Below are 17,748 nucleotides of genomic sequence, written 5' to 3'. Positions count from 1 at the left end.
GCGGCGGGCCCGGTCTCAGGGGCGGGCGGCGGACTCCGCGCGGGGCGCCTCGGCCGGCTCGGTCGCCCGGTCGTCCTTGAGGGCCTTGGCCTCGGACTTGAGGATGCGCATCGAGCGGCCCAGGCCGCGTGCCATGTCGGGCAGCTTCTTCGAGCCGAAGAGCAGCACGAGCACCGCGATGATCAGGATCAGGTGCCAGGGTTCGAAGGCGTTGCGGAGCATGGGCGCGCTCGCTTTCGTCGGGTGGGCCGGCGGACGTTCTGTCCAGTATTACCCGAAGGTTCCGGCCGTCCGGTCCAGGGGGTGCCCCGGGGCCGGACGGCCGGCGGCGCGGTTACCAGCTCGCCTTGCGGACCCCCGGCAGGTACCCGGCGTGCGCCTGCTCGCGCAGCCGTACGCGGGAGAGCCCGAAGGCGCGCAGGTATCCGCGCGGGCGCCCGTCGACGCTGTCGCGGTTGCGCATCCGGGTGGCGCTGGCGTCCCGCGGCTGGCGGGAGAGTTCGCGCCGGGCGGCGGTGCGCTCCTCCTCGGGCGTGTGCGGGCTGCGGATCACGGCCTTGAGGAGGGCGCGCCGGGCCGCGTAGCGGGCGACGGTGGCGCGGCGCTTCTCGTTCTTGGCGATCTTGCTCTGCTTGGCCATCAGACCTTCTCCCCCCGGGCGCGGATGCGGGCGACGGCCGCCTCGATGCCGATCGTGTCCACGGTCTTGATGCCCCTGGTGCTCAGGGTGAGGCGGATGTGCCGGCCCTCGCTGGGCAGCCAGTAGCGCTTGCGCTGGATGTTGGGGTCGAAGCGGCGCGGGGTGCGCCGGTGCGAGTGGGAGACGGAGTTGCCGAAGCCCGGCGCGCGGCCGGTCAGCTGGCAGTGGGCGGACATGGTGCGGTCCTTCCGGTCGGGGCCCCTGGTCGGAGCCTATTGAAAATGGAAACCATTTCCGTATACTAGCCCCATGGCCCGCAACGAACTACGCCCGGTCGTCAAACTCCGGTCCACCGCCGGTACCGGCTACACCTACGTGACCCGCAAGAACCGCCGTAACGACCCCGACCGCCTGGAACTGCGCAAGTACGACCCGGTGGCCGGCCGCCACGTGACCTTCCGAGAGGAGCGCTGAGCACCGTGCAGCCCGGAATCCACCCCGCCTACGGCCCGGTCGTCTTCCGCGACCGGGCCGCCGGCGTCGCCTTCCTGACCCGTTCGACCGCCAGCAGTGAGCAGACGGTCGAGTGGGAGGACGGCCGCACCTATCCCGTCATCGACGTCGAGATCTCCTCGGCGAGCCACCCCTTCTACACGGGCACCGCCCGGGTGCTGGACACCGCGGGTCGCGTCGAGCGGTTCGAGCGCCGCTACGGCTCGCGCGGGGCCCGCTGATGGAGCGCCTCCACGTCGTCCTGGTCGGCGGCCTGCACGCCGAGGCGCGGCAGGCCGCCGTCGAGCGGCTGCTGCACACCGTCCCGGGCAGCGTCGCCCTCCACCACGACCTCGCCTCCGCCGCCGAGGGCACCGTGCGGCGCACGGTCCGCGACGCGGGCGGCACCCTCGACTCCGGTTCGGCGCCGCTGGTCAACGACTGCGCCTGCTGTGCGCTGCGCGAGGACCTGGTGCCCGAGCTGGAGCGGCTGGCCGCCGGGCGCACCTGCCGGCTGGCCGTCGTCGAACTGTGGGACTCGGTCGAGCCCAAGGCGATGGCCGAGGTGGTCACCGCGTGCGGGAGTGAGAACTTCGCGCTGACGGGGGTGATCACCGCCGTCGACCCGGCGCTGCTGCTGCCCTACCTCGGCTGCGGTGACGACCTCGCCGAGGCCGGTCTCGCCGCCGCGGCCTCCGACCAGCGCACGGTCGCCGACACCTGGGCGCGCCAGCTCGAATACGCGCCCGTGCTGGCGATCGCCACGGGGGAGGAGGCGGCGGAGCCCGCCGACCTCGCGCTGCTCGACCAGCTGCATCCGACGGCGCGGCAGATCCCGGTCGCGTCGGGGGAGTTGGCGGCCGCCGCGATGGCCGGATTCGATGTGGGGGCTGCCGCCGCCCGCCAGCACCCGGCCTGTGCGCTGCTGCCGCAGGAGGCCGAGGCGGAGGGGGTCGGCACGCTCGTGTGGCAGCACACCCGGCCCTTCCACCCCGAGCGGCTCTACCGCGCGCTGGAGGACCTGACCTGCGCCGCCGCGCGCAGCCGGGGCCGGTTCTGGCTGGCCGACCGCCCGGACACCCTGTTGTCGTGGGACGCGGCCGGCGGGGCGCTGTGCGTGGAGAACACCGGCCCGTGGCTGGCCGCGCTGCCGGACGCCGCCTGGGAGATGGTGCCGCCGATGCGCCGGGCCGCCGCCGCGCTGGACTGGCACCCCGAGCACGGCGACCGCACCCAGCACCTGGTCTTCACCTCGCCGGACCTGGACCGCGCGGCCCTCGCCTCGCTGCTGGAGTCCTGCCTGCTCACCGACGCCGAGTACGCCGGCGGCCGGTCGGCCTGGAAGCGGCTGCCGCCCGCCTTCGACGCCCTCCTCGACCCCGTTTCGTGAGGCGGCCGCGACCGCCCCGCCCGCAGGTGAGCCGGCCTCCCCGGCCCGTCCGCATCCGTACGCCCCCACCTCGCACAAGGAAGCTCCCATGCCCCGTCGGCACGACCCGCGCCGGACACCCCCGCCCCGCCGCAATCCGCTGGACGCGGCGGGCGTCACCTACATCGACTACAAGGACACCGAACTGCTGCGGAAGTTCCTCTCGGACCGCGGCAAGATCCGCAGCCGGCGCGTCACCCGGATCAGCGCGCAGCAGCAGCGGCAGGTGTCCCGGGCCATCAAGAACGCACGGGAGATGGCGCTGCTCCCGTACGCGTCACGGTGACGGCCGCCTGCTGAGCCGCCCCTGGTGACGGTGCCCTCCGGTGACGGGCGTGAGGTCCCCTGTGCATGAGGCGCAGGGGACCTCACGGCTGTACGGCGAACGCCTGGCGGGCGCGTCGGGCCGGATGTCCGCCCGGGGCCGGGAACCCGTGGTGCGTGGCGCACGTCTCTTCCCTGTCCGTGAGGGCTCCGGGCCCGGTGATCCGTACCGGGGGGTGGGCCCGTTCCCACCTGGTGCGAGGGGCGGCGGGCGGCGCCGGGGGAGGGGGCGGCCGGGGTGCTCGACGAGCTGTGACCGGCTCTGCACCGGCTGTCGTGCACGTGCATCTGCGCATGCATCCGCACGAGAACGCAGCTATGCTCCCGGGCAGTTGACACCATTTATCACCGGGAGACCCCTGTGCTCCACGCATACAACGGCATGGCCGCCACGGATCTCCGCGATGTGGCGTGGCAGAAGAGCAGGCACAGCAACTCCCAGGGCTCCTGCGTGGAGTTCGCCAAGCTGCCCGGGGGTGACATCGCGGTGCGCAACTCCCGCTTCCCGGACGGCCCCGCGCTCGTCTACACGCCGGCCGAGGTCCGGGCGATGCTGCTCGGCATCAAGGACGGGGAGTTCGACCACCTCGTACGGGACTGAGCGCCCGCGGGTGTCCCGGCGGCCGTCGCGGGTCCCCGCCCGCACACGGCGACCGGGCGCCCGTACGTGACGGCGCGCCCGGTGTGCGGCACGGCTACGGCAGCCGGAAGAGCGCCCACACGATCTTGCCGTGGGCGGCGCCGGCCAGCGGATGCCAGCCCCAGCTGTCGCTGAAGGAGTCCACGAGGTAGAGCCCCCGGCCCGACTCCGCGGCGGAATCGGCCTCGCCGGCGACCGGTGAGTCGTCGCTCGGGTCCCGTACGGCGCAGATCAGCCGGGAGGACCAGCGCATCAGATGCAGCCGGGCGGGCGGGGTGGCGTCGTGGTGCTCCGGAGCGGCCAGGATCGCGTGCCGCAGGGCGTTGGTGACGAGCTCGGAGACCACGAGGGCGACCGAGTCGAAGAGATCGTCAAGATCCCAGCCCTGCAGGGTCTCGCGCGTGAACGCCCGTGCGCAGCGCACCGATTCGTAGCGCGGTGGGAGGGTGCGGGACGCGGAGCCGGAGACTGCCAAGGGGTCGACGGGAGGAAAGCCCTGCCATAACGGCTCGAGCATGGTCAAAACCTTGGTCCCCATGCGAGGCACTCCTGGCGTTCGCGGACGTCATGACCCTGGCCGGTCAGCCGGATCTGGCGGATCTTTCACGAGCGTGCATGCGTGCGACGCCTATGGTTCCCAATGCGCGGGACAGATGCAAGGGCAGATGCACGTGCACGTGCCGCGATTGCGCCAGACCGGACCGTTTCGTTCCGAATTCTTCCCGTCCACTCCTGTGGAGGGCTTGCGGGGGCCTCACACATCCGTAACCGGATGAGCACTCAACGAAGCCCGGACGTGGCAGACTGCGGCCCACTGTTGGACGGGGTGGGGTCACAGGAGGGTCTGAGAGGTGTCCGCAAGTGAGTCGAGCGGGTCGGTGGTGCGGCGGATCCTGCTCGGGTCGCAGCTCCGTCGGCTGCGTGAATCGCGCGGGATAACCCGTGAGGCGGCCGGCTACTCGATCCGTGCGTCCGAATCGAAGATCAGCCGCATGGAGTTGGGCCGCGTGAGCTTCAAGGCACGGGATGTGGAGGACCTGCTCACGCTGTACGGCGTCGGTGACGCCCAGGAGCGTGAGGCGCTGCTGTCGCTGGCGCGCGAGGCGAATGTCGCCGGCTGGTGGCACAGCTACACCGATGTGCTGCCCGGCTGGTTCCAGACGTATGTGGGACTGGAAGGAGCCACTTCCCTCCTCCGTGTCTACGAAGTCCAGTTCGTGCACGGGCTGTTGCAGACCGAGGGCTATGCCCAGGCCGTCGTCAGACGGGGCATGCCGGACGCCGGGCCCGCCGAGATCGAGCGCCGGGTGGCGCTGCGGATGGAGCGCCAGAAGCTGCTGGTGACCGAGCGGTCGGCGCAGTTCCACTGTGTGCTCGACGAGGCCGCGCTGCGCCGCCCGTACGGCGAACGGTCCGTGATGCGCGAGCAGTTGAAGCATCTGATCGACATCTCCGAGAGACCCAACGTGCGGCTGCAGGTGATGCCCTTCAGCCTGGGCGGGCACGCCGGCGAGAGCGGCGCCTTCACGATGCTCGGCTTCCAGGAGTCGGGCCTGCCCGACGTCGTCTACCTGGAGCAGCTGACGAGCGCGCTCTATGTGGACAAGCCCGAAGAAGTGGCCCAGTACGCGCGGGTGATGGACCGCCTCCAGGAAGAGGGGCCGAATCCGGACGAGACCAGGGACCTCTTGCGTGGTCTGCTCCAACTGATGTGACGCGTCGGTAGGATGGCGCACCATCAGGAGTCAGCACCCCCCAATGCGGCGCCCTGAGCGCCCTGTTCTCCAGATCGGGATGACATGTCCTACTTCGACGAGTTGGCGTATCAGTTCATCGACGGCGAGTGGCGCTCCGGAAGCGGCTCTTGGGACATCGTCGACTTCAATCCGTACAACGGCGAGAAGCTGACCTCCATACCCGTCGCCACGGTCGAGGAGATCGACCAGGCATACCGCGCCGCCGAGCGCGCCCAGCGGGAGTGGGGCGCCACCAATCCGTACACCCGGCGGACCGTCTTCGAGCGGGCGCTGCGGATCATCGACGACCGCGAGGCGGAACTCGCCGAGACCATCGCCGCCGAGGTCGGCGGCACCCGCACCAAGGTGGGTTTCGAACTCCACCTGGCCAGGGAGTTCCTGCGGGAGGCGATCCAGCTCGCGCTGCGCGCCGAGGGCCGCATCCTCGCCTCGCCCATCGACGGCAAGGAGAACCGCCTCTACCGCCTGCCGGTCGGCGTCGTCGGCGTGATCAGCCCCTTCAACTTCCCCTTCCTGCTGTCCCTGAAGTCCGTCGCGCCGGCCCTGGCGCTCGGCAACGCCGTCGTCCTCAAGCCGCACCAGAACACCCCGGTGTGCGGCGGCGGCCTGGTCGCCAGGATCTTCGAGGAGGCGGGGCTGCCGGCGGGCGTGCTGAACGTCGTCGTCACCGACATCGCCGAGATCGGCGACGCGCTCATCGAGCACCCGGTGCCCAAGACCATCTCCTTCACCGGCTCCGAGAAGGTCGGCCGGCACGTCGCGACGGTCGCCGCGTCCCACTTCAAGCACACGGTGCTGGAGCTGGGCGGCAACAGCGCGCTGGTCGTCCTCGACGACGCCGACGTGGACTACGCGGTGGACGCCGCCGTCTTCAGCCGCTTCGTGCACCAGGGCCAGGTCTGCATGGCCGCCAACCGGGTGCTCGTGGACCGCTCGGTGGAGCAGGAGTTCACCGAGAAGTTCGTCGCCCGGGTCGCGGCCCTCAAGGTGGGCGACCCCACCGACCCGCGGACCCACATCGGCCCGCTGATCAACGAGGGGCAGGCCGAGGCGATCACCTCGCTGGTGGAGCGGGCGGTCGCCGACGGCGCCTCGGCGCTGCTGCACGGCGAGACCCGCGGCACCCTGGTGGCGCCCAGCGTGCTGAGCGGGCTGCCGGAGGACTCCCCGCTGCTGCGGCAGGAGATGTTCGGGCCCGTCGTGGTGCTGGTTCCGTTCGACGGGGACGACGAGGCGGTGCGGCTCACCAACGCGACGCCGTACGGGCTGAGCGGTGCCGTGCACACCGCCGACATCGAGCGCGGGGTGCGGTTCGCCAAGCGCATCGAGACCGGGATGTTCCACGTCAACGACGCCACGGTGCACGACGAGCCGATCGTGCCGTTCGGCGGCGCGAAGAGCTCCGGGGTGGGGCGGCTGAACGGCGACGCGATGGTGGAGGCCTTCACCACCACCAAGTGGATCTCCATCCAGCACGGGCGGTCGCGGTTCCCGTTCTGAGCCGCGGGTCCCGTCCGGGCGGGCGGGACCGATCCGGGGGGCCCGGTCCGCGAGTTGCGGACAGTGGCTGACCGCAAGGGCTCCTACCTTGAGTGATGTCGGAAGGCGGACGGCGTACAGCCGGCCGCCGAGGGATGTCAGGAAAGGCGGATCTCATGCCCACTCACGTTCTGGCCGAGGATTACGGCGACGAGGCCGGCGCGCTGCTGGCCTTCTTGGAGGCCCAGCGCGGCGGGCTGCGGCGGGCGCTCATGGGGCTGACCGACGCGCAGGCCGCCGAGCGGCCGAGCGCCAGCGAGCTGTCGCTGGCCGGGCTGGTCAAGCACGCCGCGGAGACCGAGCAGGGCTGGCTGGAGACCGCGCAGCAGCGGCCGCGCTCCGTCGCCCGGACGCCGGAGACCTGGCACCTGAGCTTCCGGCTGGAGGACGGCGAGACGCCGGCCGGTGTGCTGGAGTTCTGGGACGGCGTCGCGCGGCGCACGGAGGAGTTCATCCGCTCCGTGCCGAGCCTGAACGACACCTTCCCGCTGCCCGCGATGCCCTGGTTCCCGGACGGGGCCCGGCAGTCGATGCGCTGGCTGCTGCTGCACCTGATCGAGGAGATGGCCCGGCACGCCGGCCACGCCGACATCATCCGTGAGTCCCTGGACGGCAAGACGGCCTTCGAGCTGGTCGACGAGGAGCGCAAGGCCCAGGTGTAGCGGGGAGGCGGCCGGGCCGCCCTAGGCTGGCGGCAGGGGGCGCACGGGACAGAGGTGACGATGTCGGCGATCCGGCTGCTGGTCCTGGGCGCCGTGCGGCGGCGCGGCCGGGCGCACGGCTACCAGGTGCGGGGCGACCTGGACTACGGGGGCGACCGGGCGTGGTCCCGCGCCGGGCCCGGCTCGGTCTACCACGCGCTGCGGGAGTGGCGGCGCGGGGTGGCCGCGTACGGCACGCCCGGGGAAGCGTCCGGCCACCTCGGCGAGGTCATGGACCTGTGGCTGCACGCCGCGGACAGCGACGCGGCGTGGACGCGCGGGCTGATCGAGCGGATCGCGGGCGGGGCGTACGTCTTCGCCGGCGAGGGCGAGCCGCGCGCCCCGGTGCCGGGCGAGGGGCCGGAGCATCCGGACACGGCGAAGGGCGCGGCCCCGCGGGAGACGGCGGGCCCCGCGAACGACACCCTTCAGGCGGGCCCGGCGAACGGCGCCCCTTAGTGGTGGAACGCCGTGGCGACGTTCGCCGGGCGCTGCAGCGGCTCGGGCTGCTGCCGGAGTTCGGGCAGCAGTTGTTCCAGGTCGGAGATGAAGAGGTCGGCGAGGTCCATCGAGAAGCCGTTGCGGCAGACCACCCGCAGGACGGAGAGGTCCTCGCGCTTGGGCGGAAAGGTGTAGGCGGGGAGCAGCCAGCCGCGCTCCTTCATCCGCCGGGAGACGTCGAAGACATCGAAGGCGGTGACGTCGTCGGTGGTGGTGAAGGCGAAGACCGGCAGCTCGTCGCCCTGGGTGAGCAGCCTGAAGTCGCCCATCGCGCCGATCCGCTCGGCCAGTGAGCGGGCCACGTCGCGGGTCGCCTGCTGCACGGCACGGAAGCCGGACCGGCCGAGGCGGAGGAAGGTGTAGTACTGCGCGGCGACCTGGGCGCCGGGCCGGGAGAAGTTGAGCGCGAAGGTCGGCATGTCGCCGCCCAGGTAGTTCACGCGGAAGACCAGCTCCTCGGGCAGCGCCTCCGTGTCGCGCCACAGCGCCCAGCCGACGCCCGGGTAGACCAGGCCGTACTTGTGGCCCGAGGTGTTGATGGAGGCGACCCGCGGCTGGCGGAAGTCCCAGATCACGTCCGGGTCGAGGAACGGCGCGATCATGGCGCCGGACGCGCCGTCCACATGGACCGGGATGTCCCAGCCCTTGTCCTTCTGGAGCGCGTCGAGCGCCTTGCAGATCTCGGCCACCGGCTCGTAGGACCCGTCGAAGGTCGAGCCGAGGATCGCCACCACGCCGATGGTGTTCTCGTCGCACAGCGCGGCGGCGGAGGGCGCGTCCAGGTGGAAGCGGTCGCCCTCCATCGGGACCGTGCGGGCCTCGACCTCCCAGAAGTTGCAGAACTTCTCCCAGCACACCTGGACGTTGGCGCCCATGACGAGGTTGGGGCGGGCGGTGGCCGGATAGCGGTCCTTGTTGCGCTGCATCCAGCGCCGCTTGAGGGCCATGCCCGCGAGCATGCAGGCCTCGCTGGACCCGGTGGTGGAGCAGCCGACGGCGGCTGCCGGGTCGGGCGCGTGCCACAGGTCGGCGAGCATCGCCACGCACCGTTTCTCCAGTTCGGCGGTGCGCGGGTACTCGTCCTTGTCGATCATGTTCTTGTCCCGGCACTCCGCCATCAGGACGCCGGCCTGCGGCTCCATCCAGGTCGTGACGAAGGTCGCCAGGTTGAGCCGGGAGTTGCCGTCCAGCATCAGCTCGTCGTGCACGAACTGGTAGGCGGTGCGCGGGGAGACCGGGCCGTCGGGCAGGGTGTGCCGCGGCGGGGCGGCCTCCATGCCGGCGACCGGATCGGCCTCGCCGTAGAAGGGATTGACCGGGTGCCCGATGTGCTTGCGGTCGGATGCCGATGCGCCTTTGTGCAGAGTCATCTGTCGCCTCTACCCGTCAACTGGCCGGTGAAAGGCCGTGTTTGACGGCCTTGGTGAAGGTCACCACGCGCTCTGCCTGGATGCGGGCCGCGGTGCGTGCGTCGTCGTCGGGCGGGGTGTCCGGGCCGCCGACGTGGGAGGTGCCGTAGGGGTTGCCGTCGGTGAACTTCGCCGGGTCGGTGTAGCCCGGCGTCACGAGGATGCCGCCGAAGTGGTGCACGGTCTGGTAGAGCGCGAGCAGGGTGGACTCCTGGCCGCCGTGCCGGGTGGCGCTCGCGGTGAAGCCGCTGTAGACCTTGTCGGCCAGCCGGCCCTGCTGCCAGAGGCCGCCCAGGGTGTCGATGTACTGCTTGAGCTGCGAGGAGACGTTTCCGAAGCGGGTCGGGGTCCCGAAGATCACCGCGTCCGCCCAGAGCATGTCCTCGTGGGTGGCCTCCATGATGTCGGCGGTGGCCGCGGCGTTCGCCGCCCAGGCGGGGTTGGCGTCGATCGCGGTCTGCGGGGCGAGTTCCGCGGCCCGCCGCAACCGCACATCGGCCCCGGCGTGCTCGGCGGCGTCCGCGATCAGCCGGGCGAGCTCGGCGATGGTGCCCGTCGACGAGTAGTAGATGACGGCGACCTTCACATCGTGCACGGGCATCGACACACCTCCTGAAACCCGACAATAAGGGCATAGGGGGTGGGTGGCCTCCAGGGTTCACCCAGTGGAAGCGCGACGGGCGGGCGGCCGCCCCGAGGGACCGCCACCCGCCCGTATCCGTCCCGCGCCGCGCCCTGGCCGCCCGCCGCGGCCCGGCTCAGCTCGTGCCGGCCAGCGACAGCTTCGCCGCGAAGCCGAGGAACGCCGCGCCCGCGCCCGCCGACAGCCCGGCCGTCAGCCGCTTGCGGCGGCGGAAGGTCGCCGCCAGGAACGTGCCGCTGAAGATCAGCACCGACAGGTACGTGAAGCTGAACAACTGCGCCCAGGCGCCCAGCGTCAGGAACGACAGCACCGGATGGGCGTAGGACGGGTCGACGAACTGCACGAAGAAGGAGATGAAGAAGAGGATCGCCTTCGGGTTGAGCAGGCTGACCACCAGCGCCCTGCGGTACGGCCGCTCCACGGTCTCCTTCGGCGCCGCGGGCGCCCCGTCCCGCTCGGCCCGGCGCACCTCCCGGCCGCGCCACAGCGCCCAGGCGCCGCGCAGCATCCCGACCGCCAGCCAGGTCAGATAGCCCGCGCCGGCGAACTTCACGACGGCGAACAGTACCGGGCTGGTCTGCAGCAGCGAGGCCACCCCGCCGGCCGACAGCGTCATCAGCACCGTGTCGCCGCACAGCACCCCGGCCGCCGCCCGGTAGGCCACCCGCGGGCCGCGCCGGGCCGCCACCGAGACGACGTACAGCGAGTTCGGGCCCGGCAGCAGAATGATCAGCGCGACGCCCACCAGATAGGTCGACAAGTCCGTTATCCCCAGCATGTGCGGCAGGATCTCATCCCCCCGCGCGCCGCCTCACCGGCTTTTCATGATGCGGACTTGCACCTCACGCGAGGTGAGGGCGGATCGTGGAGCGCGTACCGAGAAGGGAGCGGAAGTGAGCTATTCGGTAGGGCAGGTCGCCGCCTTCGCCGGGGTCACGGTGCGCACCTTGCACCACTACGACGAGATCGGGCTCCTGCCGCCCGGTGCCCGCAACCACGCAGGTCACCGGCGCTACGACGAGGACGACCTGGACCGGCTGCAGCAGATCCTCTTCTACCGGGAGCTCGGCTTTCCGCTCGACGAGGTCGCGGCCCTCCTGGACGATCCGCACGCCGACCCGCAGGAGCATCTGCGGCGCCAGCACGAGCTGCTGACCGGACGGATCGGCAGACTCCAGGAGATGGCCGCGGCCGTCGAACACGCGATGGAGGCACGCAGGATGAAGGTACGGCTCACACCCGAGGAGAAGTTCGAGGTCTTCGGGGACTTCGACCCCGACGCGCACGCCGCGGAGGCCGAGGAACGCTGGGGCGGCACGGACGCCTACCGGGAATCGCGGCGCAGGACGGCCGCCCACACCAAGGAGGACTGGCAGCGGCTGACGGCGGAGTTCGACGCCCTGCACCGCAGGATGGCGGACCTGCTCGCGCGGGGCGTGCCGGCCGACTCCGAGGCGGCCATGGAGGTCGCGGAGGAGCACCGGCGGTTCATCGGCGGGGCGTACTACGACTGCGGCCACGAGATGCACAGCGGGCTCGGTGAGATGTACGTCACGGACCCGCGGTTCACCGCCCACTACGAGGCCATCAGGCCGGGCCTCGCGGTCTACATGCGCGACGCGATGCTGGCCAACGCCGTCCGCCACCTGTGATCCGTACGGGCCGGGGAAGCGCGCCCCCGGCCCGTACGGCGCGCCGCCCGGCCCGCCCGGGGCTCAGCCCTGCGGGGAGAGCACCACGGCCGTCCCGTAGGCGCACACCTCGGTGCCCACGTCCGCGGCTTCCGTGACATCGAAGCGGAACATCAGCACCGCGTTCGCCCCGCGTGAGCGGGCCTGCTCCACCAGCCGTTCCATCGCCTGGTTACGCGTCTCGACCAGGGTCTTCGTCAGGCCCCGCAGCTCGCCGCCGATCATCGATTTCAGGCCCGCGCCGATCTGGCTGCCGAGGTGGCGCGAGCGCACCGTCAGGCCGAAGACCTCGCCGATGACGCGTTCCACGTGAAACCCCGGGACGTCGTTGGTCGTCACCACCAGCACGTCGGACTGCGCACGCTGTCCGCCGCCGTACTCATCGATGCCCATGCTGTGCACCTCCTTCCGGTCAGCATCACCCGGTCCCCCGGGAGCGGCCAGTGGTCGGGGGCGCCCGGGTGGGGCCCCGGGGCCCGCCTGGAACCACCCGGAGCCGTCCGGCGTTGATAGCTTGGGGCCGCACCCGCGCCTGCACCCTCGTCGCTTCGCTCGTCGCACCGCACGATCCGGCGCCCTCGACCCAGGAGCCTTCACCCCGTGAACACTCTCGCGCTCGGCCCCCAGTGGCTGGATCCGGACTATCTGATCGCCACATTCGGCCTGGTCGGCGTCCTGGTCATCGTCTTCGCGGAGTCCGGCCTGCTGATCGGCTTCTTCCTGCCGGGCGACTCGCTGCTGTTCACCACCGGTTTGCTGGTGACGACGAACAAGCTGGACCGGCCGCTGTGGCTGGTGTGCTCCCTGGTCGTGCTGGCCGCCGTGCTCGGTGACCAGGCGGGCTATCTCTTCGGCCGCAAGGTCGGCCCCTCGCTGTTCAAGCGGCCCGACTCCCGCCTCTTCAAGCAGGAGAACGTAGAGAAGGCGCACGAGTTCTTCGAGAAGCACGGCCCCAAGTCGCTGATCCTGGCCCGCTTCGTGCCGATCGTACGGACCTTCACGCCGATCATCGCCGGTGTGAGCCGGATGAACTACCGCTCCTTCATCACCTTCAACCTCATCGGCGGCGCCCTGTGGGGCGCCGGCGTCACCCTCCTCGGGGCGTCGCTGGGGAAGGTCGCGTTCGTCCACAAGCACATCGAGCTGATCCTGGTCGCGATCGTGCTGGTCTCCGTCGTCCCGATCGCCATCGAATACCTCCGCGCCCGCGGCAAGGCCAAGAACGACCCCGCCCCGGCCCCCCTGGACCACCCGCAGACCGCCCCCGACACCCGCCGCGGCCGCCACGCCAAGCGCTGACCCCCACGGAAACCCACCCACCGATACCCCCACCGGCCTTTCACCCACCCCCAACGGGAGGTGACGGGCCGGAGCGGGTTGAGTGCCGGACGTCAAGCGAAGCAGTCCGGCACCCCACCCGCGCAGGCCCGTCACCGCACCCCGACAGCCCCGCGCAGCGGCACCGCCCGCCGCAGGCGCCACGGAGGGCGCACCGCGTCAGCGGGCGAAATACCGCGAGCAACCCCCACGGCGGGAAAGCCGACACCGTGCTCCACCCGCAAAGCGCAAACGACCCGCGGGCCGAAAACCGCGCCCCCGCGCACGCGCCGCCCGTCCCCATCAGGCATCGTGTCCTTGTCATCCGTCAGGAGGCTTACGAGGAGAGCGAAGACCCGTGGCGTCGGACCCACACCGCGGCCAGCGCGGCACGAGCGGCAGCGGCAGCAGCGGTTCCTCGGACCAGAGCGGTTCCGAGGAGCGCAAGCCCCAGTCGGACGAGGCCCACAGCGCCTTCACCCCGCCGCTGGGCGTGCCCTACCCGCCGCTGCCCGAGGACGAGCACCCCACCTCCGAGTTCGCGCTGCCCTCGGGGCTGCGCTCGGAGACCCCGGCCGAACAGGAGGGCTCGGCGTTCGCGCCGCCCAGCGGGACCACCGGCCAGACCCCGATGCCCGCCGGCTCCACCGCCCTGAGCTACGCCTTCACCCCGCCGCACGGCATCCCCGCCGTCCGCCTCACCAAGGAGGCGCCCTGGCAGGACCGGATGCGCACGATGCTCCGGATGCCGGTGGGGGAGCGGCCGGTCCCCGAACGCGTCGAGCGGGCCGACGACGAGACCGGCCCGGCCGTGCCCCGCGTGCTCGACCTGACGCTGCGTATCGGGGAGATCCTGCTCGCCGGCGGCGAGGGCGCCGAGGACGTCGAGGCCGCGATGTTCGGTGTGGCGCACGCCTACGGGCTGGAGCGCGTCGAGCCGACCGTCACCTTCACCCTGCTGTCGATCTCCTACCAGCCGTCGCTGGTCGACGACCCGGTCACCGCCAGCCGCACGGTGCGCCGCCGCGGCGTCGACTACAACCGGCTGTCCGCGGTCTTCCGGCTCGTCGACGACATCGCCTCCGAGGGCATCACCCTCGAAGAGGCCTACCGCGGCCTCGCCGAGATCCGCCGTAACCGCCACCCCTACCCGAGCTGGGCGCTGACGGTGGCCTCCGGGCTGCTGTCCGGTGCCGCCTCCATGCTGGTCGGCGGCGGGATGCTGGTGTTCGTCGCGGCCGCGGTCGGCTCGATGCTCGGCGACCGGCTGGCCTGGCTGGCGTCCGCGCGCGGGCTGCCGGAGTTCTACCAGTTCGTGGTCGCCGCGATGCCGCCCGCCGCGGTGGGCGTCGCCTTCGGCCTGGCGCACGCCAACGTGCAGGCGTCCGCGGTGATCACCGGTGGACTGTTCGCGCTGATCCCGGGACGGGCTCTGGTCGCCGGCGTCCACGACGGGCTGACCGGCTACTACATCACCGCCGCGGCGCGTCTGCTGGAGGTCGGCTACCTCATCGTCGGCATTGTCGTCGGCGTGCTCAGCGTGCTCTACATCGGTCTGCAGCTGAACCCGGGCCTGCGGCGGCTCAACCCCGAGCAGTCCCTGGGGTCGTACAACGAGCCGCTGGTGCAGATCCTCGCGGCGATGCTGCTGGCGCTGGCGTTCTGCGTGCTGCTCCAGCAGGAACGTCACACCGTGGCGTTCGCGACCCTGAACGGCGGCGTCGCCTGGGTGGTGTACGGCGCGCTCACCTACGTCGCCCGGATAAACGCGGTGCCCGCCACCGCCATCGCGGCCGGATTGGTCGGCCTCTTCGGCCAGTTGCTCTCCCGCTACCGCTACGCGTCCGCGCTGCCGTACGTCACCGCGGCCATCGGCCCGCTGCTGCCCGGTAGCGCCACGTACTTCGGCCTGCTCAACTTCGCCCAGGGGCACCTGCCGCAGGGCCTGACGTCCCTGGTCCAGGCCGCCTCGCTGGCGCTGGCCATCGCGGTGGGGGTCAACCTCGGCGCCGAGGTCGCCCGGCTGTTCCTGCGGGCACCGGGCCTGGAGGAGGCCGGCACCGGCCGCCGCGCCGCCAAGCGCACCCGCGGTTTCTAGGCCGGCGGCCGGTGCAGCGCCCACCGGCCCCGACACGCACGACGGGCGGCACCCAACCGGGTGCCGCCCGTTCGCGTACGAAAATCAGCGCGCGGAGCCCGGCGCGTCGCGGTCAGAGAGAGCCCGCCGCACGCCGGGACGCCACGGCCGTCGTCAGTGCTTGCCGCCCTGCGCCTCGAGGCGCTTGTAGGAGGCCTCGATCTCGGCCTCGGCCTCGGTGCGGCCGACCCAGTTGGCGCCCTCGACGGACTTGCCGGGCTCCAGGTCCTTGTAGACCTCGAAGAAGTGCTGGATCTCCAGGCGGTCGAACTCCGACACGTGGTGGATGTCCCGCAGGTGCTCCACACGCGGGTCGGACGCCGGCACGCACAGCAGCTTGTCGTCGCCGCCGGCCTCGTCCGTCATCCGGAACATGCCGATGGCGCGGCACTTGATGAGGCAGCCGGGGAAGGTCGGCTCGTCCAGGATGACCAGCGCGTCCAGCGGGTCGCCGTCCTCGCCCAGGGTGTTCTCGACAAAGCCGTAGTCGGCCGGGTAGCTGGTCGAGGTGAAGAGTCGACGGTCCAGGCGGATCCGACCGGTCTCGTGGTCCACCTCGTACTTGTTCCGCGAACCCTTCGGGATCTCGATGGTGACGTCGAACTCCACGGGTGGCTCCTCCATGATCAACACATACGTCTGGTGATTAAGTGTCCCCCACGCAGGTGTGTGGTGGCGAAAGGGGCTGGTCCGAGGTGCCGGAGACCGGAAAATGGCAGGTCAGATGGCAGTCGGCGCAGCGGTCCGCGCGGGCGGCGACGCTCGCGGCGGTCCGGTCGGCGCAGAGCACGGCCGACGCGGCCAGGCGCACGGCCGGGGCCGCGCGGCATGCCTGGCAGGCCGCACCACACCACACCCGGCAGACCTGGCGGCTCACGGCGGTCTCCGCGGCCACCGGCCTGGCGGTCGCGCTCACCGCGGTGGCGGCGGCGGGGCCGTGGGACTCGGGTCAGCGTACGGCCGAGCGCGCGGAGGCGGGCTCGATGGACGGTGCCAGTGGCGAGCATCACGCCGCCGGCCCCGGCCCGGCGCCCAGCGCCCCGCCCGTGCTGCCCGCGCTCGGCGCCCCCGCGCCCGGCTCCGCGGGCCGCGGCGCCGCCCCCGTCCCCACCGACGCGGGCCTGGCCGACGCGCTCGCACCGCTGCTGAAGGACCCCGCGCTCGGCTCCGTGCGCACGGCCTCCGTCCTGGACGTCGCCGCGGGCCGCGAGGTCTTCGGCGAGGACCAGGGCAAGGCCGCCACCCCCGCCTCCACCGTCAAGCTCGCCACCGCCGTCGCCGCGCTCTCCGCGCTCGGCCCCGACCACCGCATCGACACCACCGTCGTCCTGGGCGGCAAGAACCGCGTCGTCCTGGTCGGCGGCGGCGACCCCACGCTCACCGCCCGCGCCCCGCGGCACGGCGCCGAGGAACAGCCCGCGAACCTGCGCGCCCTCGCCGACGCCACCGCCCGCGCCCTCAAGAAGCGCCACCTCACCAAGGTCGCGCTCGGCTACGACACCAGCGCCTACGCGGGCCCCGCCCTGCACCCCATCGGCCCGAACGAGAACATCGCCCCCGTCACCGCCCTGATGACCGACGAGGCGCGCCTCGACGACAGCGAGCACGGCACCGCCCCCCGCGGCGCCGACCCGGCCCACGACGCGGCACGCGCCTTCGCCGGCCTGCTCCACGCCCGAGGCATCACCGTCGACGGCGACCCGGCCGCCGCCAAGGCACCGAAGAAGGCCGACCGGCTCGCCACTGTCCGCTCCCTGCCGCTGTCCGCGCTCGTCGAGCGGATGCTCACCTACAGCGACAACGACATCGCCGAGGCCCTGGCCCGCCAGACCGCCCTCGCCGCGCGGCAGCCCGCCAGCTTCGCCGGCGCCGGAAAGGCCGTCCGCGCCGCCCTCGCCCGCCAGCACCTGCCCCTGACCGGCGCCGTGTTCGAGGACGGCAGCGGCCTGGACCGCGACGACAAGGTCACCGCCTCGCTGCTCTCCCACCTCCTGCTGCGGGCCTCCTCACCCGACCTGCCCGCCCTGCGCCCCGTGGTCACCGGCCTCCCCGTCGCCGCCTTCACCGGCACCCTCAGCAACCGCTACCGGGGCCAGAGCGCCGGCGCCGGCGCCGTACGCGCCAAGACCGGCACCCTCACCGGCGTGAACACCCTGGCCGGCACCGTCGTCGACGCCGACGGCCGCCTCCTCGTCTTCTCCTTCATGACCACCGGCACGAGTGACCCCCAGGGGGCCCAGAACGCCTTGGACAAACTTGCCTCGGCGGTAGCCAATTGCGGGTGCCGCTAGGACCGGAGAGACCCCGGCCGCCAAGGGGCCAACCGGCCCACCGAGGGGTCCCACCACCACGCTTTTCCCCACCCACCACGGGAGGGGACGGGCCGGAGGGGCAGGGGGTCCGGACGTAAAGCGAAGCAGTCCGGACCCCCTGCCCCGGAGGCCCGTCACCGCACGCCGACAGCCCCGCGCAGCGGCCCGGCCCGCCGCAGGCGCGACGGCGGACAACTCCCACGGCGGGAAAGCCGA

The 17,748-nt window shown here is 72.2% G+C and carries 22 protein-coding genes; 13 read left to right on the top strand and 9 right to left on the bottom strand.

The genetic code is table 11. The annotated features are described in order from the left end of the window. Positions 1–15: 15 nt before the first annotated feature. From tatA to rpmB, 3 genes are all read right to left on the bottom strand, one after another. Positions 16–222, bottom strand: a complete 207-nt coding sequence (gene tatA, locus K7396_RS16185; RefSeq protein WP_086717263.1) for a Sec-independent protein translocase subunit TatA — start codon at positions 220–222, stop codon at positions 16–18. Positions 223–334: 112 nt separating this feature from the next. Next, positions 335–640, bottom strand: a complete 306-nt coding sequence (gene rpsN / locus K7396_RS16180) for a 30S ribosomal protein S14 (RefSeq protein WP_086717262.1) — start codon at positions 638–640, stop codon at positions 335–337. Continuing rightward, complete coding sequence (rpmB, locus tag K7396_RS16175; protein WP_086717261.1) at positions 640–876, bottom strand: 50S ribosomal protein L28; 237 nt, start codon at positions 874–876, stop codon at positions 640–642. The genes rpsN and rpmB overlap by 1 nt, the downstream gene beginning before the upstream one ends. Before the next feature lie 73 nt (positions 877–949). Here rpmB and rpmG point away from each other — a divergent pair, with 73 nt between their 5' ends. From rpmG to K7396_RS16150, 5 genes are all read left to right on the top strand, one after another. Then, positions 950–1,114, top strand: coding sequence for a 50S ribosomal protein L33 (rpmG, locus tag K7396_RS16170; RefSeq protein ID WP_052861459.1), 165 nt, complete (start codon positions 950–952; stop codon positions 1,112–1,114). Positions 1,115–1,119: 5 nt separating this feature from the next. Continuing rightward, positions 1,120–1,374, top strand: a complete 255-nt coding sequence (locus K7396_RS16165) for a type B 50S ribosomal protein L31 (protein ID WP_086717260.1) — start codon at positions 1,120–1,122, stop codon at positions 1,372–1,374. Next, positions 1,374–2,522, top strand: coding sequence for a CobW family GTP-binding protein (locus K7396_RS16160; RefSeq protein WP_086717259.1), 1,149 nt, complete (start codon positions 1,374–1,376; stop codon positions 2,520–2,522). Before K7396_RS16165 ends, K7396_RS16160 begins: the two co-directional genes overlap by 1 nt. A gap of 88 nt (positions 2,523–2,610) precedes the next feature. Then, positions 2,611–2,847 carry a 30S ribosomal protein S18 gene (gene rpsR / locus K7396_RS16155; protein ID WP_086717258.1) on the top strand — a complete coding sequence of 79 codons (237 nt, stop codon included), beginning with the start codon at positions 2,611–2,613 and terminating at the stop codon, positions 2,845–2,847. A 399-nt stretch (positions 2,848–3,246) separates the two neighbouring features. Then, positions 3,247–3,486, top strand: a complete 240-nt coding sequence (locus K7396_RS16150) for a DUF397 domain-containing protein (RefSeq protein WP_086718280.1) — start codon at positions 3,247–3,249, stop codon at positions 3,484–3,486. Between the two features lie 94 nt (positions 3,487–3,580). Here K7396_RS16150 and K7396_RS16145 read toward each other — a convergent pair whose 3' ends face one another. Next, complete coding sequence (locus K7396_RS16145; protein WP_086718281.1) at positions 3,581–4,063, bottom strand: ATP-binding protein; 483 nt, start codon at positions 4,061–4,063, stop codon at positions 3,581–3,583. A 313-nt stretch (positions 4,064–4,376) separates the two neighbouring features. On the opposite strand from K7396_RS16145, the gene K7396_RS16140 reads away from it, so the two are divergent. The 4 genes from K7396_RS16140 (at position 4,377) to K7396_RS16125 (ending at position 7,981) form a co-directional block, all read left to right on the top strand. Continuing rightward, on the top strand, positions 4,377–5,240 hold the full coding sequence (locus K7396_RS16140) for a helix-turn-helix domain-containing protein (protein WP_086718282.1): 864 nt from the start codon (positions 4,377–4,379) through the stop codon (positions 5,238–5,240). A gap of 84 nt (positions 5,241–5,324) precedes the next feature. After that, positions 5,325–6,782 (top strand): aldehyde dehydrogenase family protein, encoded by a 1,458-nt coding sequence (locus K7396_RS16135; protein ID WP_086718283.1) that lies wholly within the window; start codon positions 5,325–5,327, stop codon positions 6,780–6,782. A gap of 155 nt (positions 6,783–6,937) precedes the next feature. Next, positions 6,938–7,483 (top strand): DinB family protein, encoded by a 546-nt coding sequence (locus K7396_RS16130; RefSeq protein WP_086718284.1) that lies wholly within the window; start codon positions 6,938–6,940, stop codon positions 7,481–7,483. Between the two features lie 60 nt (positions 7,484–7,543). Continuing rightward, positions 7,544–7,981, top strand: a complete 438-nt coding sequence (locus K7396_RS16125; protein WP_223660013.1) for a hypothetical protein — start codon at positions 7,544–7,546, stop codon at positions 7,979–7,981. Here K7396_RS16125 and K7396_RS16120 read toward each other — a convergent pair. The 3 genes from K7396_RS16120 to leuE all read right to left on the bottom strand — a co-directional run bounded on the left by K7396_RS16120 (position 7,978) and on the right by leuE (position 10,853). Then, positions 7,978–9,393: a glutamate decarboxylase gene (locus K7396_RS16120; RefSeq protein ID WP_086718285.1), complete on the bottom strand. Its 1,416-nt coding sequence runs from the start codon at positions 9,391–9,393 to the stop codon at positions 7,978–7,980. The genes K7396_RS16125 and K7396_RS16120 overlap by 4 nt on opposite strands. 16 nt (positions 9,394–9,409) lie before the next feature. Beyond that, positions 9,410–10,033 carry an NAD(P)H:quinone oxidoreductase gene (wrbA, locus tag K7396_RS16115; RefSeq protein WP_086718286.1) on the bottom strand — a complete coding sequence of 208 codons (624 nt, stop codon included), beginning with the start codon at positions 10,031–10,033 and terminating at the stop codon, positions 9,410–9,412. 157 nt (positions 10,034–10,190) lie between these two features. Further along, the gene (gene leuE / locus K7396_RS16110; RefSeq protein WP_086718287.1) at positions 10,191–10,853 is read right to left on the bottom strand and encodes a leucine efflux protein LeuE; all 663 of its coding nucleotides are present in this window, start codon (positions 10,851–10,853) and stop codon (positions 10,191–10,193) included. A gap of 115 nt (positions 10,854–10,968) precedes the next feature. Here leuE and K7396_RS16105 point away from each other — a divergent pair, with 115 nt between their 5' ends. Continuing rightward, positions 10,969–11,727 (top strand): MerR family transcriptional regulator, encoded by a 759-nt coding sequence (locus K7396_RS16105; protein ID WP_086718288.1) that lies wholly within the window; start codon positions 10,969–10,971, stop codon positions 11,725–11,727. A 63-nt stretch (positions 11,728–11,790) separates the two neighbouring features. Here the strand turns inward: K7396_RS16105 and K7396_RS16100 are convergent, their stop codons facing one another. Continuing rightward, the gene (locus K7396_RS16100; protein ID WP_086718289.1) at positions 11,791–12,159 is read right to left on the bottom strand and encodes a YbjQ family protein; all 369 of its coding nucleotides are present in this window, start codon (positions 12,157–12,159) and stop codon (positions 11,791–11,793) included. A gap of 207 nt (positions 12,160–12,366) precedes the next feature. Between K7396_RS16100 and K7396_RS16095 the strand changes: the two genes are divergently transcribed. Both K7396_RS16095 and K7396_RS16090 read left to right on the top strand, forming a co-directional pair. Further along, on the top strand, positions 12,367–13,065 hold the full coding sequence (locus K7396_RS16095) for a DedA family protein (protein ID WP_152104639.1): 699 nt from the start codon (positions 12,367–12,369) through the stop codon (positions 13,063–13,065). A 376-nt stretch (positions 13,066–13,441) separates the two neighbouring features. Next, entirely contained in the window at positions 13,442–15,181 is a 1,740-nt protein-coding gene (locus tag K7396_RS16090; RefSeq protein WP_086718900.1) for a threonine/serine exporter family protein, read from the top strand. 153 nt (positions 15,182–15,334) lie between these two features. On the opposite strand, the gene K7396_RS16085 is transcribed toward K7396_RS16090, so the two are convergent. Next, on the bottom strand, positions 15,335–15,829 hold the full coding sequence (locus K7396_RS16085; RefSeq protein ID WP_030077125.1) for an inorganic diphosphatase: 495 nt from the start codon (positions 15,827–15,829) through the stop codon (positions 15,335–15,337). An 86-nt stretch (positions 15,830–15,915) separates the two neighbouring features. On the opposite strand from K7396_RS16085, the gene dacB reads away from it, so the two are divergent. Then, positions 15,916–17,511 carry a D-alanyl-D-alanine carboxypeptidase/D-alanyl-D-alanine endopeptidase gene (dacB, locus tag K7396_RS16080; protein WP_086718896.1) on the top strand — a complete coding sequence of 532 codons (1,596 nt, stop codon included), beginning with the start codon at positions 15,916–15,918 and terminating at the stop codon, positions 17,509–17,511. Positions 17,512–17,748: the final 237 nt, after the last annotated feature.

Origin of the sequence: Streptomyces angustmyceticus (assembly GCF_019933235.1) — a bacterium.
Taxonomy (GTDB): Bacteria; Actinomycetota; Actinomycetes; order Streptomycetales; family Streptomycetaceae; genus Streptomyces; species Streptomyces angustmyceticus.
Note: the sequence above shows the minus strand (reverse complement) of the source record. Positions and strands in the feature narration are given on the sequence as shown.